The sequence below is a fragment of the Flavobacterium sp. JP2137 genome (assembly GCF_050562195.1).
Classification (GTDB): domain Bacteria; phylum Bacteroidota; class Bacteroidia; order Flavobacteriales; family Flavobacteriaceae; genus Flavobacterium.
The window spans coordinates 1,154,789-1,180,827 of sequence record NZ_CP191647.1 but is presented as its reverse complement, the minus strand read 5'-3'; the positions used below and the strand labels follow the sequence as shown (position 1 = coordinate 1,180,827).

Here is a 26,039-nt window from a genome sequence, read left to right as displayed (position 1 = left end):
TAGCAATAAATTACAGCTTATTATGAACCATCAAGAAGAAAACATAATGCTCGGCATCTCGATTGGAGACCTAAACGGGATCGGAAGTGAAGTCATCCTCAAAACTTTTGAAGACAACCGCATGCTCGAATTATGCACTCCTGTAATTTTTGCCAATTCAAAACCTTTTTCCTTTGTAAAGAAGACCCTAGGCAACAATGCAGTAATACACGGCATCGATAAATTAGAGCAGGCCGTTAAGGGCAAGATCAACGTACTAAACCTGTGGAAGGAAACGGTCAACGTGAACTTTGGCACCAACGATCCGCTTATCGGCAAATACGCCATACAGTCGTTTACAGAAGCTACGGCAGCGCTCAAATCGGGCCTGATCGACGTATTGGTTACGGCACCGATCAACAAATACAACATCCAAGACGAGGATTTCAAGCATCCGGGTCACACCGATTACCTAAACCAGGAATTGGAAGGCGACGCGTTGATGCTGATGGTTTGCGACCAACTGCGCATCGGTTTATTGACGGACCACCTCCCTTTGAAAGACGTGGCCAAAGAGATTACCGCAGACTTGATCATCCGCAAGGTCAAGACGATCAACAAGAGTTTAAAAGAAGATTTTAACGTTTTAAAACCGCGAATCGCCGTTTTGGGACTCAATCCACACAGTGGAGACAACGGGGTAATTGGTCAGGAGGAACTCCAAGTCATCAGTCCGACCATCAAAAAACTCTTTGCCGAAGGCATATTGGTCACCGGCCCTTTTGCCGCCGACAGCTTTTTTGGTTCCAATCAGCACGAAAAATTCGATGCGGTGATCGCCTGCTATCACGACCAGGGATTGGCTCCGTTTAAGACGCTTTCCTTTGGCAGTGGCGTTAATTACACGGCGGGACTAAACAAAATCCGCACCTCTCCCGATCACGGAACCGCTTATGAAATAGCGGGGAAAGGCATCGCCGACGCCACCTCATTTCGCGAGGCAGTATATTTGGCCATAGACATTTATAAGAACCGCAAAATCAACGCGGAACTCATTAAAGAGCCCTTAGTTAGCCGTCAAAAAGATTTTACATCAAAAAAAAATTGATAACCTGCTTGTAATTATAATTATTTTATATCTTTGCACGCTCAAATCATGTTCTCATGAGTAATGAAAAACCCTTCTTAATTCCTTTTATAGGATTAAAATTAGGAAAACACGAGTTTGAAAACCACATAGATAAAACGTTCTTTGAACCTTATAACTATGTCGATTTTAATGATATTAAAGCAGCAGTTGTCGTTCTTTTAAACAAAAAAAGCACACACCTTGAGTTCACCTTCTCGTTTGAAGGTCATGTAAATGTTCCCTGCGACGTTACGGCTCAAGATTTTGACATGCCCTTAGAAGGCACATTGGATTTGATTGTCAAGTTTGGCGAAAAATTTAATGAAGACAACGATAAATATTTGGTCATCCCATTTAATGAACACAAAATTGACGTGGCTCAATACGTTTATGAAATGATTGCCCTGTCCATTCCGCACAAAAGGGTTCACCCGGGTGTATTTGATGGAAGCCTGGATTGCGAGGCACTGGATTATTTGGGTTACACCAGAGAAGTCGAGGAATCGGAATCGGCGAACGAAGAGATAGAAAGTAACAAAGACAATGATACTGATCCTAGATGGGATCAATTAAAAAAACTATTAACGGATAAATAATACAGTAAGATGGCACATCCTAAGAGAAAAACCTCGAAAACAAGAAGAGATAAAAGAAGAACGCATTATAAAGCGGTTGCTCCTCAAATTGCTACATGTCCAATTACAGGTGAAGCTCACCTTTACCACAGAGCTTACTGGCATGAAGGAAAATTATATTACAGAGGGCAAGTTGTCGTAGACAAAGCCGTAGCTGTAGCATAATTATCAAGAAAAATAAGGGAAAACTCTCACAATGTGTGAGAGTTTTTTTTGTTATTTAAAACCGGGAATCCATTCCGGGTAGAAAATAACAGTTGCTTTCAATTTTTTTTTGTAATTTCCACCACTTTTTGGAATGTTTTTAATACAAAGCACCCCCATATGACAAAAATAAACGCTGCCATTACCGCCGTAGGATGCTATTTACCTGAATATGTACTGACCAACAAGGAGTTAGAACAGATGGTAGATACCAACGACGAATGGATCACAACAAGAACTGGAATAAAAGAAAGAAGAATTCTCAAAGGAGCAGGTAAAGGGTCTTCATATATGGCTATTAAAGCCTCCCAAAACCTACTGGAAAAAAGAGGTCTCAACGCTACAGAAATCGATTTAGTCATCGTAGCCACCGCTACAGCAGATATGCCAGTGGCGAGCACGGCCGTTTATGTTGCCACCGAAATCGGTGCGACCAACGCCTTTGCATTTGACCTACAAGCGGCCTGTTCTAGTTTCTTATACGGCATGTCGGTAGCCTCTGCGTACATCGAATCCGGAAAATATAAAAAAGTCCTACTTATAGGCAGTGACAAAATGTCGTCGATCATCGATTATACCGATCGCGCTACTTGCATTATCTTTGGCGATGCCGCCGGAGCAGTACTCTTTGAACCCAACCACGACGGTTATGGATTGCAAGACGAATTGCTTCGCAGCGACGGCATCGGACGTTCCTACTTAAAAATCGACGCAGGGGGTTCTATACTTCCCGCCTCAGCAGAAACGGTTTCCAACAAGCAACACTACGTGTTTCAGGATGGGAAAACGGTTTTTAAATACGCGGTTTCCAACATGGCTGATGTCAGCGAAAAAATCATGGAACGCAACAACCTTACTCATAACGACGTCAATTGGCTGGCTGCGCATCAAGCGAACAAACGCATCATTGATGCCACGGCTCACCGCATGAAGTTAGACGACTCCAAGGTCCTGATCAACATCGAGAAATACGGGAATACCACATCGGCTACCCTACCTTTGTTGCTTTGCGACTTTGAAGATCAATTGAAAAAGGGAGACAACATCATATTCGCTTCATTTGGCGGAGGATTTACTTGGGGAGCGATTTACCTCAAGTGGGCATATAGCAAATAAACAAACAACTAACCAATACCAAAAGTATGGACATTAAAGAAATTCAAAACTTAATTAAATTCGTAGCAAAATCAGGCGCTACTGAAGTAAAATTAGAAATGGATGATTTTAAAATCACCATCAAGACCACCGACGCAGGAAGCACAGAGACGACTTATATACAACAAGTACCGGTTAACTCTGCACTTCCACAGGCTGCTGCTGCACAACCCGTAGCACCCACTGCGCCATCGGCCGAAGTAGCTGCTGCTACAGAAGCTGCAAAAATCGCTGATCAAGATGCCAAGTACATCACGGTAAAATCGCCCATTATCGGTACATTTTACAGAAAACCATCTCCAGACAAACCTGCCTTTGCAGAAGTGGGATCGACCATTAAAACCGGAGATGTGGTATGTGTTATTGAAGCGATGAAACTCTTCAACGAAATCGAGTCAGAGGTATCTGGTAAGATTGTAAAAGTATTAGTTGACGATGCGTCTCCAGTAGAATTTGACCAACCACTATTCTTAGTTGATCCATCTTAAGAAATTTAAATCATTTCTAAAAAACTTTAGAACCCGGATTTAATCCCAAGTAAAATTTAAAATTTCAAAAGATGTTTAAAAAAATATTAATCGCAAACCGAGGTGAAATTGCTCTAAGAATCATTAGAACATGTCGCGAGATGGGGATTAAAACCGTAGCGGTTTACTCCACTGCCGACGCCGACAGCTTGCACGTCAGATTTGCTGACGAAGCGGTTTGCATCGGTCCACCACCGAGCAACCTTTCTTATTTAAAAATATCAAACATTATTGCAGCGGCAGAAATCACCAATGCAGATGCTATACACCCCGGATATGGATTTTTGTCGGAGAACGCCAAGTTTTCCCGAATCTGTGAAGAGCATGGAATCAAATTCATCGGAGCTTCTCCAGAGATGATTGACAAAATGGGCGATAAATCCAGTGCCAAAGCGACTATGAAATTGGCTGGAGTACCCACAGTACCCGGTTCGGACGGTATTATAGAAACCCTAGAAGACGCCCGAACGATCGCCAAGGAAACCGGCTACCCGGTAATGATCAAAGCCACCGCAGGTGGTGGTGGAAAGGGAATGCGCGCCATCTGGAAAGAAGAAGACCTTCAAAAAGGATGGGAAGATGCACGCCAAGAAGCCTTAGCTGCATTTGGCAACGACGGTATGTACATGGAAAAACTCATCGAAGAGCCGCGTCATATCGAGATCCAAATCATCGGCGATTCTTACGGAAAAGCCTGTCACTTGTCGGAAAGAGATTGTTCGATCCAACGCAGACACCAAAAGCTTACCGAAGAAACCCCTTCGCCATTTATGACCGATGAACTTCGCGAAAAAATGGGAGAAGCAGCGGTAAAAGCAGCGGAATTCATCAAATACGAAGGCGCGGGTACCATAGAATTCTTGGTAGACAAACACCGCAATTTCTATTTTATGGAAATGAATACCCGTATTCAAGTCGAGCATCCGATTACCGAACAGGTGATCGACTACGATTTGATCCGCGAACAAATTCTCGTTGCAGCAGGTGTGCCGATTTCCGGTAAGAACTACTTGCCGCAATTGCACTCGATCGAATGCAGAATCAACGCGGAAGACCCGTACAACAACTTTAGACCTTCACCGGGAAAAATCACTACCCTACACGCTCCAGGAGGACATGGAGTACGCCTAGACACTCATGTGTATTCCGGCTATACCATACCGCCCAATTACGATTCTATGATCGCGAAATTAATCACTACGGCTCAAACCAGAGAAGAGGCGATTAACAAAATGAAACGCGCCCTAGACGAGTTTGTCATCGAAGGAATCAAAACAACCATTCCTTTCCACAGACAATTGATGGACGAACCCAACTATGTAGCCGGAAATTATACCACGGCTTTTATGGAGGATTTCGTAATGAAAACCCCACAAGAATAATACCAAAAACCGCTGAAACAGCGGTTTTTTTGTTCCTAAAAACACCCCTTAAAAAAAGTATACATTTTTTATCTGAAAAATTGTAGATGTGAATAATTATAATATCTTTGAGCATTATTAATATTTTTTTTTTTAAAATGCGAACAGGCAAAGTAAAATTCTTCAACGAAGAAAAAGGTTACGGATTCATCACAGACGACCAAACAGGAAATGATATTTTTGTACATGCTACTGGATTAAACGGAAGTGAACTTCAAGAGGGTTTCCACGTTTCTTATGTTGAAGAAGAAGGAAGAAAAGGCAAAGTAGCCGCACAAGTAGAGGTAATAGAAGATTAATTATATATTATTTTCCATTTGCTTACAAACCGTTCTTACTTAAAGAGCGGTTTTTTTGTTTGTTAATTTCCAGTTATTTATAATTAGTCTAATTATTTATTAGCGCAACTTCAGCATAAAAGCACAAGACTATCTCTATATAATTTGATATAATCGCCCTTCAGAGTATATTTGTGTAATTTATATTAAAAATGCCCTTTTTTATGCAATCAACCCAATTAGATTTTATACCGATTTTAATGCAGCTGGGATTAGCTGCTGGTTTTGTTGTATTAACTGTATACGTATCAGGCTTATTAGGCCCGAGGCGAAAGTCCCAAAACAAAGACATCAACTTTGAGTGCGGGATCGAATCTGTAGGAAATGCTCGAATTCCCTTTAATGTAAAATATTTTCTCGTAGCCATACTCTTTGTATTATTTGATGTTGAAGTGATTTTTCTATATCCTTGGGCAGTCAATTTTCAAGAAATGGGCTGGGATGGATTTTGGAAAATGGCGATCTTCATGTTCCTTTTAATCATAGGCTTGGCATACGAATTTAAGAAAAAAGGTCTCGAATGGGACTAAATCACAGCAATTATGGACGATAAATCTACATATAAAATGGCCGATGCACCGGATGGTTATTCTGGAGAAGGATTTTTTGCTACCAAACTGGATACGGTGGTAGGATTGGCTAGAGCGAACTCGATGTGGCCCTTGCCCTTTGCTACTTCTTGTTGTGGTATTGAGTTTATGGCTACTATGGCTGCGCATTACGACGTGGCTCGCTTTGGCTCGGAACGGATGAGTTTCTCGCCCAGACAGGCAGATATGTTGTTGGTCATGGGAACGATTTCTAAGAAAATGGCTCCGATATTAAGACAGGTTTACGAACAAATGGCCGAGCCCAAATGGGTGATAGCCGTGGGTGCCTGTGCCTCATCGGGAGGTATTTTTGACACCTATTCCGTATTGCAAGGCATCGACAAGGTGATTCCCGTAGACGTATACGTACCGGGCTGTCCACCGAGACCGGAGCAGATCTTAGACGGAATTTTGAAATTGCAGGATATCGTAAAATCGGAATCCGTGAGAAGAAGGAGTTCTGCCGAGTATACCGATCTATTAAATTCTTATAAAATCAAATAAAATGGCTTTAGAGACTGCTGTTATTCAAGATACCTTGATTGAGAAGTTCGGACTTTCAGTAACCGAGTTTCATCAACAACACGATATATTCACCTTTGAAGTGGCTCCAGAAGCCTTGCACCAAGTCGTGGCCTTTTTAAAAGACGATGCCGTGATGCGTTTTAACTTCCTCACGGATGTTTGCGGTGTACACTATCCCGACTATACCGAAGACCGTCAATTGGCCGTGGTTTACCACTTACACAATTGGCTCGATAACGTACGCATTCGCATCAAGACCTACTTAAACATCAAAAACCCCGTAGTACACACGGTTTCCGATTTGTTCCTAAGTGCCAATTGGCAAGAGCGGGAAACCTACGATTTTTACGGTATTATATTTAAAAACCATCCGCAATTAAAACGCATTTTAAACATGGATGAGATGGAATCCTTTCCACTGCGAAAAGAATTCCCTTTAGAAGACGGAGGAAGAACCGACAAAGACGATCGTTTCTTCGGAAGAACTGTACACAACTGCTAATAGAAACCTGAAATAAGACTGCAACCAAACTATGTCAGACCTATTATTACCACCAGAGCATCGCTATGCGAAGCTGATTGAAGCCCGATTAAAAGAGGACGGAACGGAACTATCCATTCTAAACCTTGGCCCTACGCATCCCGCGACCCACGGAATTTTCCAAAACATCCTATTGATGGATGGAGAGAAGATTATCGATGGCGAAGGAACCGTAGGTTATATACACCGCGCATTTGAGAAAATCGCGGAAAACAGGCCGTTTTACCAAATCAACGTGTTAACCGACCGATTGAACTACTGTTCCTCGCCGATTAACAATACGTGTTGGTGGATGACCGTAGAGAAGGCTTTGGGCATAGAAATTCCCAAAAGAGTTCAATACTTACGCGTAATCATCATGGAATTGGCTCGTATTGCGGATCACATTATCTGTAGTTCGGTAATGGGTGTGGATACCGGTGCCTTGACAGGGTTTTTATACGTTTTTCAATACCGCGAAAAAATATACGAAATATACGAAGAAATCTGTGGGGCCCGATTGACTACCAATATGGGGCGCATAGGTGGATTCGAAAGAGAGTGGAGCCCGGCGGCTTTCCGCAAAATCGATGAGTTCTTAGCGGAATTCCCAGCGATTTGGAAAGAGTTTGAAGGCCTACTGGAAAGAAACAGAATATTCATGGACCGAACCATTGGTGTGGGTCCTATCAGTGCGGAAAAAGCGATTAATTACGGTTTTACCGGTCCAAACCTGCGTGCAGCAGGTGTTGATTATGACATCCGCGTTATGCAGCCGTATTGCTCTTACGAAGATTTCGAATTCGACATCCCCGTAGGACAAAATGGCGACTGTTACGACCGCTTCTGCGTGCGTAATGCAGAGGTGTGGGAGAGTTTAAAAATCATTAGACAGGCCCTGGACAAAATGCCCGAAGGTCCGTTTCATGCCGACGTTCCGGAATACTACTTACCTCCGAAAGAAGACGTTTACCAAAACATGGAGGCCTTGATATACCACTTTAAAATTGTGATGGGTGAAATACCCGTTCCCAATACAGAGGTATACCATCCCGTTGAAGGGGGCAATGGCGAATTGGGGTATTACCTGATTACCAACGGAAGTAGAACCCCATATAGACTCCACTTTAGAAGACCTTGTTTTATATACTACCAAGCGTATAACGATATGGTTCAAGGACAGATGTTGTCTGATGCCATCATCACCTTATCGAGTATGAACGTTATCGCAGGAGAATTAGACGCTTAAGAATATGGAAAAGACAGCTTACAAACAAACGATAAATATTACCCCTGCCCTTCAGGCTCGCTTAGACGAACTGATTGGCCATTACCCAGCCGATAAAAGAAAATCTGCTTTACTACCGGTATTGCACGAGGTTCAAGATGCACACGACAATTGGTTGAGTACCGATTTGATGGATGCGGTTGCCGAGATTCTGCAAATTCGCCCGATCGAAGTATACGAAGTAGTGACTTTCTACTCCATGTACAATCAAAAACCGATGGGCAAGTATATGTTTGAATTTTGTTTGACCTCATGCTGTGGCATTCGAGGCGCAGACGACATGCTGGAATACGCCTGTGAGAAACTGCAAATCGCTCCTGGGGAAACCACGCCCGACGGTATGTTTTCCGTAGTGGGTGTACAGTGCTTAGGCGCCTGTGGTTATGCACCGATGATGCAATTGGGCGATTTCTACCAAGAGCATCTGACCAAAGAGAAAATCGATCAAATTATAGAAGACTGCAAAGCAGGTAAAATAATTCTTCACGACAAATAGTATCATGGGAAAAAAAATATTACTAGATAAGATCAATATTCCGGGTATCAAGACTTATGAAGTTTACCGTCAAAACGGAGGTTATGCCTCTGTAGAGAAGGCCTTAAAAACCATGCAACCCGACGAGATTACCGAAGAGGTAAAAACCTCTGGTTTGCGCGGACGTGGAGGTGCTGGATTTCCCGTGGGTTTGAAATGGAGTTTTATCGACAAAAAATCGGGCAATCCCAGACATTTGGTTTGCAATGCCGATGAGTCGGAACCCGGTACTTTTAAAGACCGTTTTTTAATGGAATACATTCCCCATCTGTTGATTGAAGGAATGATTACCTCGAGTTATGCACTAGGCGCACATCTTTCTTACATCTACATCAGAGGAGAATATATGTGGGTTTACAAAATATTGGAACGCGCGATTAAGGAAGCTTATGACGCGGGTTGGTTGGGACAAAACATCTTGGGTACCGATTACCACTTAGACCTTCACGTACACTGTGGCGCAGGCGCCTACATCTGTGGTGAGGAGACGGCCTTAATCGAATCCTTGGAAGGCAAGAGGGGAAATCCTCGAATCAAGCCTCCCTTCCCTGCCGTGAGTGGTTTGTGGAAAAACCCTACGGTAGTCAACAACGTCGAATCCATCGCCAACGTGCCTTGGATCGTGATGAATTCTGGAGAGGAATACGCTAAAATAGGCGTTGGACGCTCCACGGGTACCAAATTGATTTCCGCTTCGGGACACGTAAAGAATCCTGGGGTTTACGAAATCGAAATGGGTATAACCGTAGAGGAATTTATCAATTCGGACAAATACCTGGGCGGAATGATCGACGATCGTCCGATTAAAGCCCTTATACCAGGCGGTTCCTCGGTACCGATACTCCCGGCGCATTTGATCTACAAAACGGCGACAGGCGAGGATCGATTAATGACTTATGAATCCTTGGCCGATGGTGGTTTTGCCACGGGGTCGTCTATGGGATCAGGCGGATTTATCGTGTATAACGACACGGCCTGTATCGTGAGAAACACTTGGAATTTTGCCCGATTCTACGCCCACGAAAGCTGTGGACAGTGTTCGCCTTGTAGAGAGGGAACCGGTTGGATGGAAAAGGTTTTGCACCGCATAGAAACGGGAACTGGAAATATGGAAGACATCGATTTGCTGTGGGACATCCAAGGCAAGATCGAAGGAAATACGATTTGTCCCTTAGGCGATGCTGCGGCATGGCCGGTGGCAGCGGCGATACGCCATTTTAGAGAAGAGTTTGAATACCACATCTTATTCCCTGAAAAGATAAAAAACAGAGATCACTATGTCGCTGAGCCCTTTGAAAGTGTGAAGCATTTGATTTCGTCAAAAACCCTATAAATTAAGCCTACGTTTGAACGCCTTAATCGGTTTCAGACCTAAAACATATAGTTATGAAAGTTACAATAGACGGACATGAAATTGAGGTAGAACCAGGAACAACGATTCTACAAGCAGCCAGAATGATTGGAGGAGAATCTGTTCCTCCTGCTATGTGTTACTACTCCAAATTAAAGGGAAGTGGTGGAAAATGCCGTTGTTGTTTGGTCGAAGTGGCCAAAGGAAGCGAGGCCGATCCACGCCCGATGCCCAAATTAATGGCTTCTTGTGTTACAGGAGTTATGGACGGTATGGAGGTGAAGAGCATATCTTCTCCCCGCGTGGTAGAAGCCCGAAAATCGGTGACCGAATTTTTGTTGATCAACCACCCTTTGGACTGTCCGGTTTGCGATCAGGCCGGAGAATGCGATTTGCAGAACCTCAGTTACAACAACGGAAAAGAAGCCACGCGTTTTAAGGAGGAGAAAAGGACCTTTGAACCGGAAAACATCGGCGATAAGATCCAATTGCACATGAATCGTTGCATTTTGTGCTACCGCTGTGTCATGACTGCCGATCAGTTGACCGACGGACGTGTACACGGGGTATTGAACCGCGGTGACCACTCGCAGATTTCCACCTGTGTATCGGCAGCGATAGACAACGAATTTTCTGGAAACATGATCGACGTTTGTCCCGTAGGAGCCCTAACCGACAAAACCTTCCGATTCAAGTCGCGGGTGTGGTTTAACAAGCCGTTTAACGCCCATAGAAACTGCGATAAATGCTGTGGAAAAACCACGCTTTGGATGTTTGGAGACGAAATACAAAGAGTGACTGCCCGTAAGGATATCTACCACGAAGTGGAGGAATTTATCTGTAACAGCTGTCGTTTCGACCATAAAGACACCGCGGATTGGGTGATTGAAGGGCCGCGAAAATTTGAAAAATTCTCGGTGATCAACCAAAACAATTACACCCGTCCTTTGGATAAAGTCGTTATTGATACCGAAGCACAAATCTTAAAGGGTCGCGAACAAGACCGCGTTAAGATCAGTATGAAAAACATCCCTTTCAAAGCAGGGGAAGCTAAAAAATAATTTGATTCAAAAATGGACAATACTATCATCATAGAAAAGGGGGTACTCATCCTTATCGTTTTTGCCATTACTATGGTTATGGCCATGTATTCGACCTTGGCGGAGCGCAAAATTGCCGCTTGGATTCAGGATCGTATCGGCCCTAACCGCGCGGGTAAGGGCGGTATATTGCAACCCCTTGCCGACGGACTTAAGCTCTTCTCCAAAGAGGAGTACGCGCCGGACACCCCGAATAAATTCCTATTCATTTTAGGCCCTACCATCTCTATGACTGTGGCCCTGATGACCAGTGCGGTTATTCCATGGGGCGACCGACTACACTTATTTGGCCGCGATATACTGTTGCAAGTGACCGACATCAACGTAGCGGTATTGTATGTATTTGCCGTTTTATCGGTAAGTGTTTACGGTATCATGATTGGCGGTTGGGCATCCAATAACAAGTTCTCTTTGATGAGTGCTATGCGTGCTGCTTCACAGATGATTTCTTATGAGGTGGCCATGGGGCTTTCGATTATTGCCTTATTGATGATGACACAAACCCTGAGCTTAAGGGAGATTTCCCTTCAGCAATCGGGTATGAACTGGAACGTATTTTACCAACCGTTGGGATTCCTGATCTTTTTGGTGTGTTCGTTTGCAGAAACCAACCGAACGCCTTTTGACCTTGCCGAATGTGAGCAGGAGTTAATCGGAGGTTACCACACCGAATATTCGTCTATGCGTATGGGCTTCTTCCTGTTTGCGGAATATGCCAGTATGTTTATCTCATCAACGATCATCGCCGTTTTATACTTCGGTGGCTACAACTATCCGGGTATGGATTGGGCTGTGGAAAACTGGGGCGTTAATCCCGCGAACATCATTGGAATCGTCGTCTTGTTTATCAAGATCTGTTTTTTCATCTTTGTATATATGTGGGTACGTTGGACGATACCGCGTTTCCGCTACGACCAGTTGATGAATTTAGGATGGAAAAACTTGATTCCCTTGGCGCTATTTAATATTATCATTACAGCAGTAGTTATCTTACTCTTAAAATAAAAAACATGGCTTTAGATACTATTTCCCTATCAGGCAGAAAAAAACAGGTCACCAACACCACCATGACTTGGTCGGAGAAGATATACCTGGTGGCTATTATCAAGGGTATGATGGTTACTTTCAAACACTTGTTTAAGAAGAAAGTCACGATCAGTTATCCGGAGAAGACCCGTCCGTTTAGTCCGGTTTACAGAGGGCAGCACACCCTAATGCGTGACGACGAAGGAAGAGAGCGCTGTACGGCCTGTGGGCTTTGTGCGTTATCGTGTCCGGCAGAGGCGATTTCGATGAAATCGGCCGAGCGCAAACCCGAGGAAAAACACTTGTACCGCGAGGAAAAATATGCCGAGATCTATGAGATCAACATGTTGCGTTGTATCTTTTGTGGGTTGTGTGAAGAGGCTTGTCCGAAACAGGCAATTTACCTCACCAAATCAAAGACCATCGTAAAGTCAAGCAGCCATCGCGAAGATTTTATCTACGGCAAAGAGCAATTGGTGATGCCGCTCGATGTGGCTATCCTGAATACTAAACAGAATCACGCGTAATTATGATAGAAATTCTATTTTATATCCTTTCGACCATTACTATCGGAAGCGCAGCTTTAACCATCTTGAGTAAGAACCCCATTCACAGTGCTATCTGGCTGGTGGTGAGTTTCTTCTCCATAGCGGGTCATTATATATTATTAAATGCTCAGTTTTTGGGCATGGTACACATTATGGTTTACTCCGGTGCCATCATGATTTTGATGTTGTTTACCATCATGTTGATGAATTTGAACATCAGTACGGAAATCCAAAAGCCGATCGTGGTTAAGATTACGGCAACGGTTGCCTTTAGTTTAATCGGGTTATTTATGATTTCGGCTTTGATGAAAGCCAATCCAATTATCGAAACCTATAAGAGCTCGGGAGAGGATTTCCAATCGATTAAAGTACTCGGACAAGTATTGCTCAACGAATACGTAGTTCCCTTTGAGATGGCAGCGGTATTGCTGTTGCTCTCGATGATTGGGGCTGTATTAATTTCTAAAAAAGATAATAAAACCGCTTAATTATGGAAAGAGTTTTAGAAATAATCGGAATTGAATCGTATATCTATCTATCAGTTATACTATTTTGTGTAGGGGTCTTTGGAATCCTGTACAGAAGAAATGCCATCGTCATGTTTATGTCTATCGAAATCATGTTGAACTCGGCCAACTTGCTCTTGGTGGCTTTTTCGACCTTGCATCAAGATGCCTCCGGACAGGTTTTTGTGTTTTTCACCATGGCTGTAGCCGCGGCAGAAGTTGCCGTAGGTTTAGCGATACTCGTGGCGATTTACAGAAACATCGGATCGATCGACATCGACAATTTAAAAAACTTAAAAGGATAATCCCGAATGGATACAAACGTAATTTTACTCTTATTAATAGTCCCTTTACTGGGTTTTCTAACGACCTTCTTCTTCGGAAAGAAATTGGGCAGTGGATCAGGAATTATAGCAACGGCTTCGGTATTCGTTTCCTTTGTGATTAGCGTTGTTTTGTTTTTCCAAATCAACCAAACACAGCAAGCTATACAAATACATTTATTCGACTGGATGGCCTTGGAGAAATTCTCAGTTTCCTTTGGCTTTTTAATCGACCAGTTGTCAATCATCTGGTTGTTGTTCGTTACGGGAATTGGAACCTTGATTCACCTGTATTCGACCAGTTATATGAAGGGCGATGAAAACTTCCACAAGTTTTTCGCCTACCTCAACTTATTTATCTTCTTTATGATACTCTTGGTCATGGGTAGCAACCTGTTGATCATGTTTATCGGCTGGGAAGGCGTGGGGCTTTGCTCCTACCTACTCATCGGATTTTGGCACAAAAACCAATCGTATAACGATGCGGCCAAAAAGGCTTTTATCATGAACCGCGTTGGGGATTTAGGCTTTTTAATCGGGATTTTTATCTTGGGTTACTTATTCCAGACTTTGGATTATATGACGATTAAAGAGGCTTTAGTCAACGGTACTACCCACCATGTAAGTACCTGGATTGGCTATGCTACTTTAGCCTTATTTATAGGGGCAGCAGGTAAGAGTGCGCAAATTCCCTTATACACTTGGCTACCCGATGCGATGGCTGGACCAACGCCGGTATCGGCTTTAATTCACGCCGCCACCATGGTAACCGCAGGTATCTTTATGATTACCCGTTTAAATTTTTTATTCGATTTAGCACCACAAGTTCAAAATATCATTGCCATCGTAGGAGCGTGTACAGCATTATTTGCCGCTTCGATCGGATTGGTGCAAAACGACATCAAAAAGGTATTGGCCTATTCGACGGTTTCTCAATTGGGACTGATGTTTATGGCTATCGGGTTCGGCGCTTATGAAATTGCCGTTTTCCACGTGATTACACATGCTTTCTTTAAGGCTTGTTTGTTCTTGGGTTCGGGTTCTGTTATCCACGCTATGGGTGGCGAACAAGACATGAGACAAATGGGTGGTTTGAGAAAGTATATGAAAGTGACTTACATCACCTTCCTATTGGCTACTTTGGCCATATCGGGTATACCTCCATTCGCGGGTTTCTTCTCCAAAGACGAAATTCTAATGGTGGCCTTCCACGAAAACATTTTACTATGGATATTGGGTGCTTTGGCTTCGGTATTCACAGCCTTCTATATGTTCCGCTTGTTGTACCTGACTTTCTTTAAGGATTTCAGAGGAACAGCTACTCAAAAAGAACACTTACACGAAAGTCCTTCCTCGATGACCATCCCGTTGATTGTATTGGGTATACTATCGGTGGTAGGTGGTGCGATCAGCTTACCGGGTAGCAGCTGGTTAAACAGCTTCCTGGCTCCGGTAATCAAAAACAACGCTCTAGCGCATCCGCACGTATTCGGTATGACCGAATATATCCTAATGGCCTTAGCCGTTATTGGAGCCCTGATCGGCTTGGGAGTTGCGTACAACAAATACATCAAAAAATCGGAAGTACCCGTGGCAGACGACCAAATTAAGGGTTTCCACAAAACGCTATACAACAAATACTATATAGACGAGATTTACGACAAAGTGTTTGTTGCGCCTATCTACAGCTTGGCAACCTTCTTTAAGGATTTTGTCGAAGTGGGTATCTCTCAAACGGTGTTTGGACTCGCTAAAATAGCAGACGGACTATCCCTACAGGGAAAAAGAGCACAAAACGGAAATATCGGTTTATATTTATTTGCCTTTGTCTTCGGAATTTGTTTCCTATTTTACTATTTATTCATTGCAAGTTAATTTATAAAAATGAACGTAACTATACTATTAATCACTTTATTAGTTGGCGCACTGGCAACTTATCTCTCTGGCAACAAAATGGCTCCGAAAGTGGCTTTACTCGTTGGAGTTATCGCTTTTGCAGAGACTTTACTATTGATCAATCAGCACCTACAAGGGGTTGATGCGGGTTATGTAGTGCAATGGATGAACAAACCCAATATATTCTTTGCCTTAAAAGCAGACGGACTGGCTTTGGCGTTGGTGTTGCTCACCACGCTGTTAACGCCGTTGATCGTGCTCTCTTCATTTGGCAGTAGCATAGAAAAGGCCAAATCCTTTTACGGCTTAGTCGTGTTTATGTCTTTTGCCATGACGGGAACCTTTTTGGCTTCAGACGGATTCTTATATTATATCTTTTGGGAGCTGGCTTTAATTCCGATTTATTTCATCGCCTTACTTTGGGGTAATGACACTTTTGAGGAACGCAAAAAGGCGATTCTCAAGTTTTTTATCTACACTTTTGCCGGTTCCATCTTTATGTTGGTGGCCTTTATCTATCTGTATCAAAAGGCGGGAAGCTTTTTGTTGCAAGATCTCTATCAGGTATCGCTTACATCGACGGAACAGTATTGGATTTTCTTGGCCTTCTTCTTGGCTTATGCCATCAAGATTCCCATATTTCCCTTCCATACTTGGCAGGCATCCACTTATGAAAAAGCACCTACTGTAGGTACGATGCTTTTATCGGGTATTATGCTTAAGATGGGATTGTATTCCATCATTCGTTGGCAGATTCCCATCGCACCACAAGCGGCTAAAGACTTGATGAGTACCATTATTGTTTTGAGCTTAATTGGAGTGGTTTACGGGGCTATTGTTGCTTTAAGACAGTCCAATATCAAACGCTTCTTTGCTTATTCGTCTTTGTCACACGTTGGCTTGATCGCAGCGGGAACCTATTCCCTAACGCTTGATGGTATGCGCGGAGCGGTTTACCAAATGTTGGCACACGGTTTTGTTATCGTCGGCTTGTTCTTTATCGCAGAAATCATCTACAGAAGGTATCAAACCCGCAACATCGGAGAAATGGGCGGTATTCGCCAACAGGCGATTGTATTGTCGTCGCTGTTTATGATTTTGATGTTTGCTTCGGTAGGTTTGCCGGGAACCTTTAGTTTTATCGGCGAATTCTCTCTGTTATTCGGCTTGTCCCAAATCAATATATGGTATGCGGTGATCGGAGGAAGTAGTATTATTTTTGGTGCCTTTTACATGTTGAGAATGTTCCAAAAAGTGATGTTGGGCGAAACCAACAGCAAACCCTTTGCCGATTTGAATTTCACAGAAGGTTTTGTCTTGGTTGTATTGGCCGGAGTGGTGTTGTTTTTGGGAATTTACCCCAAACCCATCACCGATCTGATTACGCCGAGTTTGGTAGAAATCGTTTCACATATTAAGTAATAGTATAATGGATCTCGGATTACGGTCCGATTATCATAAATCCTAAATAACACCAATGAACACAATAATAGCGATTGCAGCATTAGCGGTTTTAGTACTGATAGTAGAGATTGTTAATTTGAGAAAATTAATCGTCCCTATGACTGTCGTAGGACTCTTGGCCATTCTAGGTATTACCCTAAACAACCTCAACGTCACCGAATCGTATTACAACAATATGGTTCTTGTCAATAATTTTTCGGTCTCTTTTTCCAGTTTATTTATTGTTTTGACCACTTTTTTGGTGGCCCTAAGCACGGAATTTTACGAGAGAGAAGACGCCCAAAAAATTTCGGATTACATCTCCTTAAAGCTGTTCCTATTGCTAGGTGCGGTTTCTATGGTGAGTTTTGGCAATATGGCGATGTTTTTCCTGGGCTTGGAAATCCTTTCGATTACCTTATACATCTTAGCGGGAAGCAACAGAACATCGATTAAGAGCAACGAAGCCGGTATGAAATACTTCCTTTTGGGATCTTTTGCCTCGGGAGTTATCCTGTTTGGTATCGCGTTGATTTACGGTGCTACCGCTTCGTTTGACTTACACGAAATATTCCGCATAATCGCAACGGGTACTATACCGGGTTGGTATAAAATCGGTGTGCTGATGATGATCGTGGGTATGTTGTTTAAAATTGCAGCAGTTCCGTTTCACTTTTGGGCACCCGATGTATATCAGGGCTCCCCTACTTTGACCACGGCTTTGATGAGTACTTTGGCAAAAGTAGTGGCTATTGCAACCCTTTACAAATTGAGCGTTAGCCTTACGGTGACCATGCCCGACAGCTATATGACGGCATTGGTTATCATATCGATTATTACGATGACCGTTGGAAACATCATGGCCTTACGTCAAGACAACATCAAGCGTTTACTGGCTTATTCCGGTATATCTCACGCGGGTTTTATGATGATGGCCTTGGTAAATTTGGGCAATTCGGCACCGAGTTTGTTCTACTATGCCGTAGCTTATTCCGTTGCGGGTATCGCCGCCTTTTCGGTAGTGATTTTAGTGACCAAAAACAAAGAGGAGGAAATGCTTTCGCTGTTTAAAGGACTGGGCAAAACCAATCCGCTATTGGCAGGAATCTTAACCGCTTCTTTACTTTCGATGGGTGGTATTCCGATTTTCGCCGGTTTCTTTGGAAAATTCTTCTTGTTTACTCAAGCTTTGGAAAACAATCAATTGACCTTAGTGATTTTCGGAGCGATTAACTCCTTTATCAGTATTTACTATTACTTTAAAGTGATTGCCGTACTCTACACCAAAAACGAGGAGGCCGAACAAACAGCAGCCATCAAAGTTCCCCTGGCGTATTACGCAGTGGGAATCATATCGGTAACGATCAGTATCGCCATAGGAATTTATCCGTCGATCATCTTAGATATGCTAAAATAAACAAAAACAGCTTAACAACTGAAAAGGACCGTTTCGAAAGAGACGGTCCTTTTTTTTGTTCCAAACTTTTTAACCATCATACGGCATTGTTATGCAAAAATGGACTATCACTATCTAATTGTTCGTTAACATCTATTACACACTTTTATTATTTTTAATAAAACCTTTAAAATATATTAATTACGAAAACAAAAACTCTCTTTGTCTTAACGACACTTTTTATGAGCCTTACTTTATTGGCAGGCGAAACAACGCGAGTATACGGTTCCGGAGGAATGGTTGTAGAAGGCAATAAAGTAACATACTGTCCCAACCGAGACCGCATCGTTTGTGCAGACGTGGCGCTGAAAGAAAAAGCCCACTTATCCGTTGGATCCCTAGTAGCGGTGAAAACCCCCAGAAGTTCCAAGACTTTTCTCTTAAGAGTCGCCGCCATTACGGGACCTTTTGATCGAGACGGCAACATCCAAGGTGCCGATATTCAGTTTACCACAGTAGAAAAATAATCTAAAAAACAGTAGCGTTGGATGCTCTCCGGCGCTACTTTAGCCATCAAGCCTCAGCAAATGAAACACATCCTTCTTCTTTCGCTCTTTTTATGCTTTCAACTACCGGCAGTTGCTCAAGATCACATTATTCAAGTTGCTCCGCGTTGCGGACAGCAAGCCCCCCTTACAACTGCTTTTTCTTCGTTGGGGTTAAAGCAAGGAGCTGTTTACTTTTTGCACTTTCGTCCCGCTGCTTGTCCCCGTTGTGAATCGAGTATCTGGGCCACGGCAGCGCTGTTAAAAAACCTCAACAAGGAAGTTGTTCTAGTGGTGGCTGGAGAGGACCGCGTGAGAAACGAGGCCTACATCGAGGGGATACCAGGGATACAGTTCGACGATTTCGCCTTGATCGTATACGATACCGAGGATTTCTATCCGTCGCTTATCGATTACCAAGCCACATTCAATCTCGCTTATCCGCTATTGTATAAAATAGACCGTGAACAAGGCCTATTCTACAGTATCAACACCCTAGCTGGTGCAGCTATTTCTTCCGAATGGATAGAATCAATCATTCAAAACAACGCGCTGCAAGCCTGTAAAGAAGTCGCTGCCATAAAAAAAGAAAATTCGACAGTCACCAATGCTTTTTGGGATGATTCTCGGACTTTAAACGCGCCCAACCTAGTCAATCCGCGCAGTCTTAACGCGAATACCTCATATATCTATCTTACCGATGCCACCACCAATGCGGTATTGATTTATGACCTGCATGGGCAATTGATCCAAGAGTACTTTCCAGAACCGGAAGAACTTTATATCGACGTAAAAGACGATGAGGAATATAGAAAGAAAATAAAAAAAGACTTTGTGGATACCGGTATAGCTCGCGTCATTTACTTAGATGCTTATGTAGACGAAAGGGCTAATACCCGAATTCCCGCTTCGGTACCCGATATATGGTATGAGGGCAAGGCCTCATACTACGCCAATTCCACCCTATTTATCGAAAAAGAAAGCGGGGCAAATAGCGTTAAAAACATCATCCGCTTTGAAACTGATGTACAGTTCAACGATACCCTACCCCCATCGCCATTTTTTGTTTCACACAGCTATTATCAACCCTTTTTCGACGACTACTTTGCCTTCCCGCTGTACAAGGGTTGGCCCACACGTGGGTATCAACTCGATCAAAGCGATTTTAACAACAACCCCTTTGATCCCAAATTCTATCGCGATAGTCCGGTTTTGCGCGTTTATAAGCACAACGACGAATTTGTTGATATTGGAAACCTCCCCATTGCCCTTAAAAAAAACCAACTGGGTTACTACTATAAGGTTTCCTTTTATACCGCTACTGCAAACCGCTTGTATCTCTTCGACAAATACTTAGGCGAAGTACAGATCTTTGACAAAAAATCCATTGAAAGCAAACAAAACCGCTATGAGGTGGTACAGCTATTTCCAGAAAAGCTCCGACAGCTCGACGATTTTACCCCCGTAGTCGATGAACAAGAAACCAAAATGAACCTTATTACGGCCTATAACCCCATTGTAACACAGAGTGCTGTTTGGCATGCCAAAGTTGACGCGGACCAAAATATCTGTTTGTTGATTATGGATAGTAAAAACCATCAATTGCTCTTTCAAAAACACAATTCAAAAATGGACCGGCTATTAGTTGAAAAAAAATTCCCGATATCGAACGAAGAGGCCATCATTTCGGCAACTATTCAATTCGATGCCAACAACAGGGCAAACCGAATTGTCGGTATGGAAAAACTTGCCGGGAGCTTCTATCTAAAATGGAAGAACTTATAATACCCCTTCTAGTTAATATACGAAAAAATGCAGGTTAACTTGTGTTAAATAAGAACTTTAACAGTACTGCGCTACAATAAATATCGTTTATTTATAAAAAAATAAGTGTTCTAATTCAACAGTAACCCGCAAAACCAAGCTCACTTCTACCTATAGCTTACGTTTCGTCTAAAAACGACTTTTAAATGAATCATCTGATAGGTCAAAAACTAAAAACACTCCGCATACAACACGGACTCAGCCAGGAAGTTTTGGCAGATATGTTGTATGTTTCGCAATCTACCTATGCGCGTATGGAAAGAGGCAAGAGCAATTCTTGGGTGAATCACATTGAGGCCTTTTGCAAAATATTTCATATTGTTCCTGAAGATCTCGTGCGCTTTCAAGAAGAAACGCCCTTGGAACGATATTGTCAGCTTCCCATACAGCAAATGTTGCAGATTATGATGCTCAAACTAGAGAAACAATTGAGAGAAAAGGACGCGTTGATAACCCATTTGCGCGCAGAATTGCAAAAGGCAGCTTCCTCATAACTGCGTTTAACTAGGTATTGTCCCCATAGATGCCATAAGTGGCCTGTGAGAACGCGCCAAAAATAATTTCGGTCAAAAGTCCGTACATCGCTAATGCTTTTTGTAATTTTGTGGTCTTAAAACAGTATTGTTTTTAAAAAATGCCAGATGATTAGATCTTTCCAACCCCTCCGATTAGAAAACCTCGAACTTAAAAACCGCTTTGTCGTGTCGCCCATGTGCCAATATTCTTCAGAAGATGGCTTCGCAACAGCATGGCATTTGGTACATACGGGCCAGTTTGCCATTGGGCAAGCTGCGGCTATTATACAAGAAGCGACGGCCGTTACCCCCGACGGGCGTATTTCTTATGGAGATTTGGGAATTTGGAAAGACGAGCATATTACAAAATTAGCAGAGATAACGGCTTTTGTCAAATCGCAAGGCAGTATACCGGGAATACAATTGTCTCATGCCGGACGCAAGGCGAGCAGCAATAAACCGTGGTTGGGTCGCGAGCAATTGACGCCTGATCACGAAAACGGCTGGCAAACCAGAGGGCTGTCGGCAATTCCGTTTCGCGAGTCCGAACATCCACCACTGCCTTTGGGCATTGCTGAAATCAAAGCGCTGGTTGTTTCGTTTCGAGAAGCGGCCGCAAGAGCGATAAAAGCGGGTTACCAAATTATAGAACTACACGGTGCACACGGTTACCTGATTCATCAGTTCTTTTCGCCGTTGATCAATACGCGGACCGACGAATACGGCGGTAGTTTCGACAATAGGATTCGCTTTCTGTTGGAGGTTATCGACGCGGTAAAACTCGAATTAACAGCCGACAGTTCGCTATGGGTACGCATATCTGCTACGGATTGGGCAGCAGGCGGTTGGGATTTGGAATCGTCCATACAACTCGCTGCGATTTTAAAAGAACGCGGTGTTGAAGTGATCGACGTTTCTACCGGTGGAGCTGTAGCCCATCAAAAGATCACGGCTGTTGCCAATTATCAGGTGCCATTTGCGACGGCTATAAAAGAACAAACGGGAATGACTACGGGTTGCGTGGGCCTAATAGCCGAAGCACAACAAGCCGAAGACCTACTCCAAAACGACCAAGCCGATTTGATCTTTATCGCCAGAGCTTTTTTAAGAGACCCGCATTTTGTGCTTAGCGCTGCAAAAACATTAGGCCATCCTATAGCATGGCCCAAAGCTTACGAACGAGCGTCCTTATAGCAAGCACAGCCTCACAACAATAAATAACCCCAGTTCCCTGCTTAGGGAACTTTTAAACTTTATGGTATTACCATAAAAAACAACATTTTATATTCTATGAACAAAAGTTTAATTGCCCTAGCTATCGGAGGTCTTGCCATTGGAATGACCGAATTTACGATGATGGGCATACTCCCCGATATTGCCAAAGACGTGCAAATCGACATACCCACTGCCGGACATTTTATATCGACCTACGCCTTGGGCGTGGTTATCGGTGCGCCCCTATTGGTATTGTTGTCGAGCAAATACCCGCCCAAAAACGTTTTGATGTTTTTGATGTTGATCTTCTTTGTGTTTAACGCTTTGTTTGTATTGGCACCGGAATACAATACCTTATTGATCACCCGTTTTATGTCGGGCTTGCCGCACGGCGCTTTCTTTGGCGTGGGTTCGGTAGTGGCGAGTCAGCTCGCCCAGAAAGGCAAGGAAGCCCAAGCGATTTCGATCATGTTTACCGGGCTTACGGTTGCTAATTTACTCGGTGTACCAATTGGAACTTATATCGGCCACCACTTTAATTGGAGATACACCTATGCCATCATCAGTTTGATGGGATTAATCACCTTACTGGCCTTGTATTTCTGGGTTCCCAAAATAGCACCTCAAGAAAACACCAATATCAAAAGTCAATTGTCTTTCTTTAAAACCTGGCAGGCCTGGTTGCTCGTGGCTTTGATTTCCATCGGTACCGGAGGTTTGTTTGCGTGGATGAGTTATATTGCGCCGCTGATGACCAATGTAGCCAAGATTGAAGGCGGCAAGATACCGTTTATCATGATATTGGTCGGACTGGGTATGGTATTGGGTAATTTAATCGGAGGCCGGGTAGCCGATACGTTTTCGCCGACTAAAGCGGCAATCTATTCGTTTTCGGCCATGACGCTTTGTTTGATCATCGTATACTTTACGGTTCACATTGAATTTATGGCGTATTTGATGTCGTTTATTACAGGCTTAGTCGCCTTTACCATCGGCTCGCCCCTACAGATGATTTTAATCAATTCTGCCAAGGGTTCGGAGATGTTAGCAGCATCCGCCGGTCAGGCGAGTTTTAACGTCGGAAATGCCCTCGGTGCCTATTTGGGCGGATTGCCCATAGCGATGGGCTTTGGATACAATTCACCGGAATTGGTCGGTGCGGGTATGGCGGCTTGTGGGGCGTTGATGGCCTTTGCTTTTTTGTTGACTCAACGGGCCGCCAAACTCCGCACCACCTAGGTTTGCAATAGGGATAGGAATGGCATCCTTTGGTGGCGCCTGCGACACCAAAGATAGAATGGATAGCCCGGACCGAAGGTATTGCCAAAAAAAAGCTGTAAAAAGCAGAAATAAACAAATGTTGTGGAACTAATTGTCCAAACTTTATTTGTATTCACTATAAGTTATTAAATTTGTCTAAAAATAATAAGCATGTATAGAACTCATAATTGTGGAGCTTTAAGAGCTGCCGATATCGATCAAGAAGTCACCTTATCGGGCTGGGTTGCCAAAAACCGCGATAAAGGATTTATGATTTGGGTCGATTTGCGCGACCGTTACGGAATTACGCAGTTGATTTTTGATGCCGATCGCACGGAGCAGGAGGTTTTTAAGATGGCTCAATCCTTGGGTCGGGAATTCGTGATTCAAGTGACGGGAAAAGTCATTGAACGCGAAGCGAAAAACAACCACATTCCCACGGGAGATATTGAGGTTTTAGTTACATCACTTACGATATTAAACGAGTCCAAAACCCCTCCTTTTACCATAGAAGACGAAACGGATGGCGGCGAGGATATTCGCATGAAATACCGTTACTTAGACATCCGTAGAAATCCGGTTAGAAACAATTTGTTGTTTCGTCATAAAGTAGCGCAGGAGGTTAGAAATTATTTGTCGGCACAGGATTTTTGTGAGGTAGAAACGCCTTATTTGATCAAATCGACTCCAGAAGGAGCGCGTGACTTTGTGGTACCCTCACGTATGAACCCGGGTCAGTTTTACGCCCTACCCCAATCGCCACAAACCTTTAAACAGTTGTTGATGGTGGGTGGTATGGATCGCTATTTCCAAATCGTCAAATGTTTTAGAGATGAGGATTTACGCGCGGATAGACAACCAGAATTTACGCAAATCGACTGTGAAATGGCGTTCGTAAACCAAGAAGATGTGATGAACACCTTTGAGGGAATGACCAAGCACTTATTAAAGTCGATTCACAATATAGACGCCGCAGATTTTCCGAGAATGACTTATGACGAAGCCATGAGAAAATACGGAAACGACAAACCGGACATCCGTTTCGGTATGGAATTTGCAGAATTAAATACCGTAACACAACACAGGGAATTTGCGGTTTTTAACAGCGCAGAACTGGTGGTTGGTATTGCTGTACCTGGAGCGGCTAGCTACTCCAGAAAAGAAATCGATGCTTTAATCGAATGGGTAAAACGCCCTCAGGTTGGTGCAACGGGAATGGTTTATTGTAAGGTTGAAGCAGACGGAACATACAAATCTTCTGTAGATAAATTCTATGACCAAGACGATTTAAAAGCTTGGGCAACGGCTACAGGCGCAGAAGTAGGTGATATGATCATGGTGCTTTCCGGACCGGCCAACAAAACCCGTGCGCAATTGAGCGCTTTGAGAATGGAATTGGCTACGCGTTTGGGATTGAGAAAGTCCGATGTATTTGCCCCCTTATGGGTGGTGGATTTCCCGTTGTTTGAATACGATGAAGAAAGCCAACGTTTCCATGCCATGCATCATCCGTTTACCTCTCCAAAACCGGAAGATATCGCGCTTTTAGCAACAGATCCCGGTAAGGTTCGCGCCAACGCCTATGATATGGTATTAAACGGAAATGAAATCGGTGGTGGATCGATTCGTATACACGATAAAGCCACTCAGGAATTGATGTTTAAATACCTCGGATTTACCCCAGAACAAGCAGAAGAACAATTTGGCTTTTTGATGAATGCCTTCCAATATGGCGCACCTCCACACGGCGGATTGGCCTTTGGATTGGATCGTTTGGTAGCGATTTTAGGCGGTCAGGAAACCATACGCGATTTTATCGCCTTCCCGAAAAACAATTCCGGTAGAGATGTGATGATCGATGCACCTGCAGCAATCGACGCGGTTCAATTGACCGAGTTAAACCTCGTTTTAAAAGCATAATTATACGATAATACATATTGGAAAGAGGCTGTCTCAAAAGGACAGCCTCTTTGTATTTTAGGATCTTTTCTATAAGCGGATGCGTCCATTCGCGGATGCGCGGATTCGCCTTAGTTTGTGGTGAATTCGAAAATGCCTACTATTTTAATTCGGAAAATGCCGTACTTTACATAAACTGGCGAATAAGCAACAAAAGGCGGATGCGCGGATGCGCGGATTCGCTTTGGGTTGTGATGAATTAGAAATGCCTACTTTTTTAATTCGAAAACTGCCTTACTTTACGTAAACTGGCGAATAAGCAACAAAAGGCGGATGCGCTGATTCG

27 protein-coding genes are annotated in these 26,039 nt (G+C 43.4%); all 27 read left to right on the top strand.

Annotation, left to right across the window (positions count from 1 at the left end):
- Nucleotides 1-22 precede the first annotated feature (22 nt).
- The 27 genes from pdxA (at nt 23) to aspS (ending at nt 25,714) form a co-directional block, all read left to right on the top strand.
- Nucleotides 23-1,087: a 4-hydroxythreonine-4-phosphate dehydrogenase PdxA gene (pdxA, locus tag ACQZ43_RS05170; RefSeq protein WP_430614890.1), complete on the top strand. Its 1,065-nt coding sequence runs from the start codon at nt 23-25 to the stop codon at nt 1,085-1,087.
- 56 nt (nt 1,088-1,143) lie between these two features.
- On the top strand, nt 1,144-1,704 hold the full coding sequence (locus ACQZ43_RS05165) for a YceD family protein (protein ID WP_430614888.1): 561 nt from the start codon (nt 1,144-1,146) through the stop codon (nt 1,702-1,704).
- Nucleotides 1,705-1,713: 9 nt separating this feature from the next.
- Nucleotides 1,714-1,908, top strand: coding sequence for a 50S ribosomal protein L32 (gene rpmF, locus ACQZ43_RS05160; RefSeq protein ID WP_219294860.1), 195 nt, complete (start codon nt 1,714-1,716; stop codon nt 1,906-1,908).
- A gap of 159 nt (nt 1,909-2,067) precedes the next feature.
- Nucleotides 2,068-3,063 (top strand): beta-ketoacyl-ACP synthase III, encoded by a 996-nt coding sequence (locus ACQZ43_RS05155; RefSeq protein ID WP_430614886.1) that lies wholly within the window; start codon nt 2,068-2,070, stop codon nt 3,061-3,063.
- Between the two features lie 26 nt (nt 3,064-3,089).
- Complete coding sequence (gene accB / locus ACQZ43_RS05150) at nt 3,090-3,590, top strand: acetyl-CoA carboxylase biotin carboxyl carrier protein (protein ID WP_430614884.1); 501 nt, start codon at nt 3,090-3,092, stop codon at nt 3,588-3,590.
- 71 nt (nt 3,591-3,661) lie between these two features.
- Nucleotides 3,662-5,011 carry an acetyl-CoA carboxylase biotin carboxylase subunit gene (accC, locus tag ACQZ43_RS05145; RefSeq protein ID WP_430614883.1) on the top strand — a complete coding sequence of 450 codons (1,350 nt, stop codon included), beginning with the start codon at nt 3,662-3,664 and terminating at the stop codon, nt 5,009-5,011.
- A gap of 137 nt (nt 5,012-5,148) precedes the next feature.
- The gene (locus ACQZ43_RS05140; protein WP_430615597.1) at nt 5,149-5,349 is read left to right on the top strand and encodes a cold-shock protein; all 201 of its coding nucleotides are present in this window, start codon (nt 5,149-5,151) and stop codon (nt 5,347-5,349) included.
- Between the two features lie 203 nt (nt 5,350-5,552).
- Nucleotides 5,553-5,918: an NADH-quinone oxidoreductase subunit A gene (locus tag ACQZ43_RS05135; RefSeq protein WP_430614882.1), complete on the top strand. Its 366-nt coding sequence runs from the start codon at nt 5,553-5,555 to the stop codon at nt 5,916-5,918.
- A 12-nt stretch (nt 5,919-5,930) separates the two neighbouring features.
- Entirely contained in the window at nt 5,931-6,482 is a 552-nt protein-coding gene (locus ACQZ43_RS05130; protein ID WP_430614881.1) for an NADH-quinone oxidoreductase subunit B, read from the top strand.
- A gap of 1 nt (nt 6,483) precedes the next feature.
- Nucleotides 6,484-7,005: an NADH-quinone oxidoreductase subunit C gene (locus ACQZ43_RS05125; protein WP_430614879.1), complete on the top strand. Its 522-nt coding sequence runs from the start codon at nt 6,484-6,486 to the stop codon at nt 7,003-7,005.
- A gap of 31 nt (nt 7,006-7,036) precedes the next feature.
- Nucleotides 7,037-8,272, top strand: a complete 1,236-nt coding sequence (locus ACQZ43_RS05120; protein ID WP_430614878.1) for an NADH-quinone oxidoreductase subunit D — start codon at nt 7,037-7,039, stop codon at nt 8,270-8,272.
- A 4-nt stretch (nt 8,273-8,276) separates the two neighbouring features.
- A complete protein-coding gene (gene nuoE / locus ACQZ43_RS05115; protein ID WP_430614876.1) occupies nt 8,277-8,807 on the top strand; it encodes an NADH-quinone oxidoreductase subunit NuoE in 531 nt (176 codons plus the stop codon).
- Nucleotides 8,808-8,811: 4 nt separating this feature from the next.
- Nucleotides 8,812-10,179, top strand: coding sequence for an NADH-quinone oxidoreductase subunit NuoF (nuoF, locus tag ACQZ43_RS05110; RefSeq protein WP_430614875.1), 1,368 nt, complete (start codon nt 8,812-8,814; stop codon nt 10,177-10,179).
- Nucleotides 10,180-10,232: 53 nt separating this feature from the next.
- The gene (locus ACQZ43_RS05105; RefSeq protein WP_430614874.1) at nt 10,233-11,258 is read left to right on the top strand and encodes a 2Fe-2S iron-sulfur cluster-binding protein; all 1,026 of its coding nucleotides are present in this window, start codon (nt 10,233-10,235) and stop codon (nt 11,256-11,258) included.
- A gap of 12 nt (nt 11,259-11,270) precedes the next feature.
- Complete coding sequence (gene nuoH, locus ACQZ43_RS05100) at nt 11,271-12,302, top strand: NADH-quinone oxidoreductase subunit NuoH (protein ID WP_430614873.1); 1,032 nt, start codon at nt 11,271-11,273, stop codon at nt 12,300-12,302.
- A 5-nt stretch (nt 12,303-12,307) separates the two neighbouring features.
- Complete coding sequence (locus ACQZ43_RS05095; protein WP_430614871.1) at nt 12,308-12,850, top strand: NuoI/complex I 23 kDa subunit family protein; 543 nt, start codon at nt 12,308-12,310, stop codon at nt 12,848-12,850.
- A gap of 2 nt (nt 12,851-12,852) precedes the next feature.
- On the top strand, nt 12,853-13,359 hold the full coding sequence (locus ACQZ43_RS05090; protein ID WP_430614870.1) for an NADH-quinone oxidoreductase subunit J family protein: 507 nt from the start codon (nt 12,853-12,855) through the stop codon (nt 13,357-13,359).
- A gap of 2 nt (nt 13,360-13,361) precedes the next feature.
- The gene (gene nuoK, locus ACQZ43_RS05085; protein WP_430614869.1) at nt 13,362-13,682 is read left to right on the top strand and encodes an NADH-quinone oxidoreductase subunit NuoK; all 321 of its coding nucleotides are present in this window, start codon (nt 13,362-13,364) and stop codon (nt 13,680-13,682) included.
- A gap of 6 nt (nt 13,683-13,688) precedes the next feature.
- Nucleotides 13,689-15,575, top strand: a complete 1,887-nt coding sequence (nuoL, locus tag ACQZ43_RS05080) for an NADH-quinone oxidoreductase subunit L (protein WP_430614868.1) — start codon at nt 13,689-13,691, stop codon at nt 15,573-15,575.
- A 9-nt stretch (nt 15,576-15,584) separates the two neighbouring features.
- The gene (locus ACQZ43_RS05075) at nt 15,585-17,018 is read left to right on the top strand and encodes a complex I subunit 4 family protein (RefSeq protein WP_430614867.1); all 1,434 of its coding nucleotides are present in this window, start codon (nt 15,585-15,587) and stop codon (nt 17,016-17,018) included.
- Nucleotides 17,019-17,073: 55 nt separating this feature from the next.
- Nucleotides 17,074-18,456, top strand: a complete 1,383-nt coding sequence (locus ACQZ43_RS05070) for an NADH-quinone oxidoreductase subunit N (RefSeq protein WP_430614866.1) — start codon at nt 17,074-17,076, stop codon at nt 18,454-18,456.
- A gap of 221 nt (nt 18,457-18,677) precedes the next feature.
- The gene (locus ACQZ43_RS05065) at nt 18,678-18,962 is read left to right on the top strand and encodes a hypothetical protein (protein ID WP_430614865.1); all 285 of its coding nucleotides are present in this window, start codon (nt 18,678-18,680) and stop codon (nt 18,960-18,962) included.
- 60 nt (nt 18,963-19,022) lie between these two features.
- A complete protein-coding gene (locus ACQZ43_RS05060; protein ID WP_430614863.1) occupies nt 19,023-20,765 on the top strand; it encodes a hypothetical protein in 1,743 nt (580 codons plus the stop codon).
- Nucleotides 20,766-20,950: 185 nt separating this feature from the next.
- Complete coding sequence (locus tag ACQZ43_RS05055) at nt 20,951-21,298, top strand: helix-turn-helix domain-containing protein (RefSeq protein WP_430614862.1); 348 nt, start codon at nt 20,951-20,953, stop codon at nt 21,296-21,298.
- A 147-nt stretch (nt 21,299-21,445) separates the two neighbouring features.
- The gene (locus tag ACQZ43_RS05050; RefSeq protein WP_430614861.1) at nt 21,446-22,513 is read left to right on the top strand and encodes an NADH:flavin oxidoreductase/NADH oxidase; all 1,068 of its coding nucleotides are present in this window, start codon (nt 21,446-21,448) and stop codon (nt 22,511-22,513) included.
- A gap of 96 nt (nt 22,514-22,609) precedes the next feature.
- Nucleotides 22,610-23,773: an MFS transporter gene (locus ACQZ43_RS05045; RefSeq protein WP_430614860.1), complete on the top strand. Its 1,164-nt coding sequence runs from the start codon at nt 22,610-22,612 to the stop codon at nt 23,771-23,773.
- 192 nt (nt 23,774-23,965) lie between these two features.
- Nucleotides 23,966-25,714 (top strand): aspartate--tRNA ligase, encoded by a 1,749-nt coding sequence (aspS, locus tag ACQZ43_RS05040; RefSeq protein WP_430614858.1) that lies wholly within the window; start codon nt 23,966-23,968, stop codon nt 25,712-25,714.
- Nucleotides 25,715-26,039: the final 325 nt, after the last annotated feature.

Coding starts and splice junctions, on each gene's coding strand:
- pdxA (WP_430614890.1), top strand. CDS start 23: ATGAACCATCAAGAAGAAAACATAATGCTCGGCATCTCGATTGGAGAC.
- ACQZ43_RS05165 (WP_430614888.1), top strand. CDS start 1,144: ATGAGTAATGAAAAACCCTTCTTAATTCCTTTTATAGGATTAAAATTA.
- rpmF (WP_219294860.1), top strand. CDS start 1,714: ATGGCACATCCTAAGAGAAAAACCTCGAAAACAAGAAGAGATAAAAGA.
- ACQZ43_RS05155 (WP_430614886.1), top strand. CDS start 2,068: ATGACAAAAATAAACGCTGCCATTACCGCCGTAGGATGCTATTTACCT.
- accB (WP_430614884.1), top strand. CDS start 3,090: ATGGACATTAAAGAAATTCAAAACTTAATTAAATTCGTAGCAAAATCA.
- accC (WP_430614883.1), top strand. CDS start 3,662: ATGTTTAAAAAAATATTAATCGCAAACCGAGGTGAAATTGCTCTAAGA.
- ACQZ43_RS05140 (WP_430615597.1), top strand. CDS start 5,149: ATGCGAACAGGCAAAGTAAAATTCTTCAACGAAGAAAAAGGTTACGGA.
- ACQZ43_RS05135 (WP_430614882.1), top strand. CDS start 5,553: ATGCAATCAACCCAATTAGATTTTATACCGATTTTAATGCAGCTGGGA.
- ACQZ43_RS05130 (WP_430614881.1), top strand. CDS start 5,931: ATGGACGATAAATCTACATATAAAATGGCCGATGCACCGGATGGTTAT.
- ACQZ43_RS05125 (WP_430614879.1), top strand. CDS start 6,484: ATGGCTTTAGAGACTGCTGTTATTCAAGATACCTTGATTGAGAAGTTC.
- ACQZ43_RS05120 (WP_430614878.1), top strand. CDS start 7,037: ATGTCAGACCTATTATTACCACCAGAGCATCGCTATGCGAAGCTGATT.
- nuoE (WP_430614876.1), top strand. CDS start 8,277: ATGGAAAAGACAGCTTACAAACAAACGATAAATATTACCCCTGCCCTT.
- nuoF (WP_430614875.1), top strand. CDS start 8,812: ATGGGAAAAAAAATATTACTAGATAAGATCAATATTCCGGGTATCAAG.
- ACQZ43_RS05105 (WP_430614874.1), top strand. CDS start 10,233: ATGAAAGTTACAATAGACGGACATGAAATTGAGGTAGAACCAGGAACA.
- nuoH (WP_430614873.1), top strand. CDS start 11,271: ATGGACAATACTATCATCATAGAAAAGGGGGTACTCATCCTTATCGTT.
- ACQZ43_RS05095 (WP_430614871.1), top strand. CDS start 12,308: ATGGCTTTAGATACTATTTCCCTATCAGGCAGAAAAAAACAGGTCACC.
- ACQZ43_RS05090 (WP_430614870.1), top strand. CDS start 12,853: ATGATAGAAATTCTATTTTATATCCTTTCGACCATTACTATCGGAAGC.
- nuoK (WP_430614869.1), top strand. CDS start 13,362: ATGGAAAGAGTTTTAGAAATAATCGGAATTGAATCGTATATCTATCTA.
- nuoL (WP_430614868.1), top strand. CDS start 13,689: ATGGATACAAACGTAATTTTACTCTTATTAATAGTCCCTTTACTGGGT.
- ACQZ43_RS05075 (WP_430614867.1), top strand. CDS start 15,585: ATGAACGTAACTATACTATTAATCACTTTATTAGTTGGCGCACTGGCA.
- ACQZ43_RS05070 (WP_430614866.1), top strand. CDS start 17,074: ATGAACACAATAATAGCGATTGCAGCATTAGCGGTTTTAGTACTGATA.
- ACQZ43_RS05065 (WP_430614865.1), top strand. CDS start 18,678: ATGAGCCTTACTTTATTGGCAGGCGAAACAACGCGAGTATACGGTTCC.
- ACQZ43_RS05060 (WP_430614863.1), top strand. CDS start 19,023: ATGAAACACATCCTTCTTCTTTCGCTCTTTTTATGCTTTCAACTACCG.
- ACQZ43_RS05055 (WP_430614862.1), top strand. CDS start 20,951: ATGAATCATCTGATAGGTCAAAAACTAAAAACACTCCGCATACAACAC.
- ACQZ43_RS05050 (WP_430614861.1), top strand. CDS start 21,446: ATGATTAGATCTTTCCAACCCCTCCGATTAGAAAACCTCGAACTTAAA.
- ACQZ43_RS05045 (WP_430614860.1), top strand. CDS start 22,610: ATGAACAAAAGTTTAATTGCCCTAGCTATCGGAGGTCTTGCCATTGGA.
- aspS (WP_430614858.1), top strand. CDS start 23,966: ATGTATAGAACTCATAATTGTGGAGCTTTAAGAGCTGCCGATATCGAT.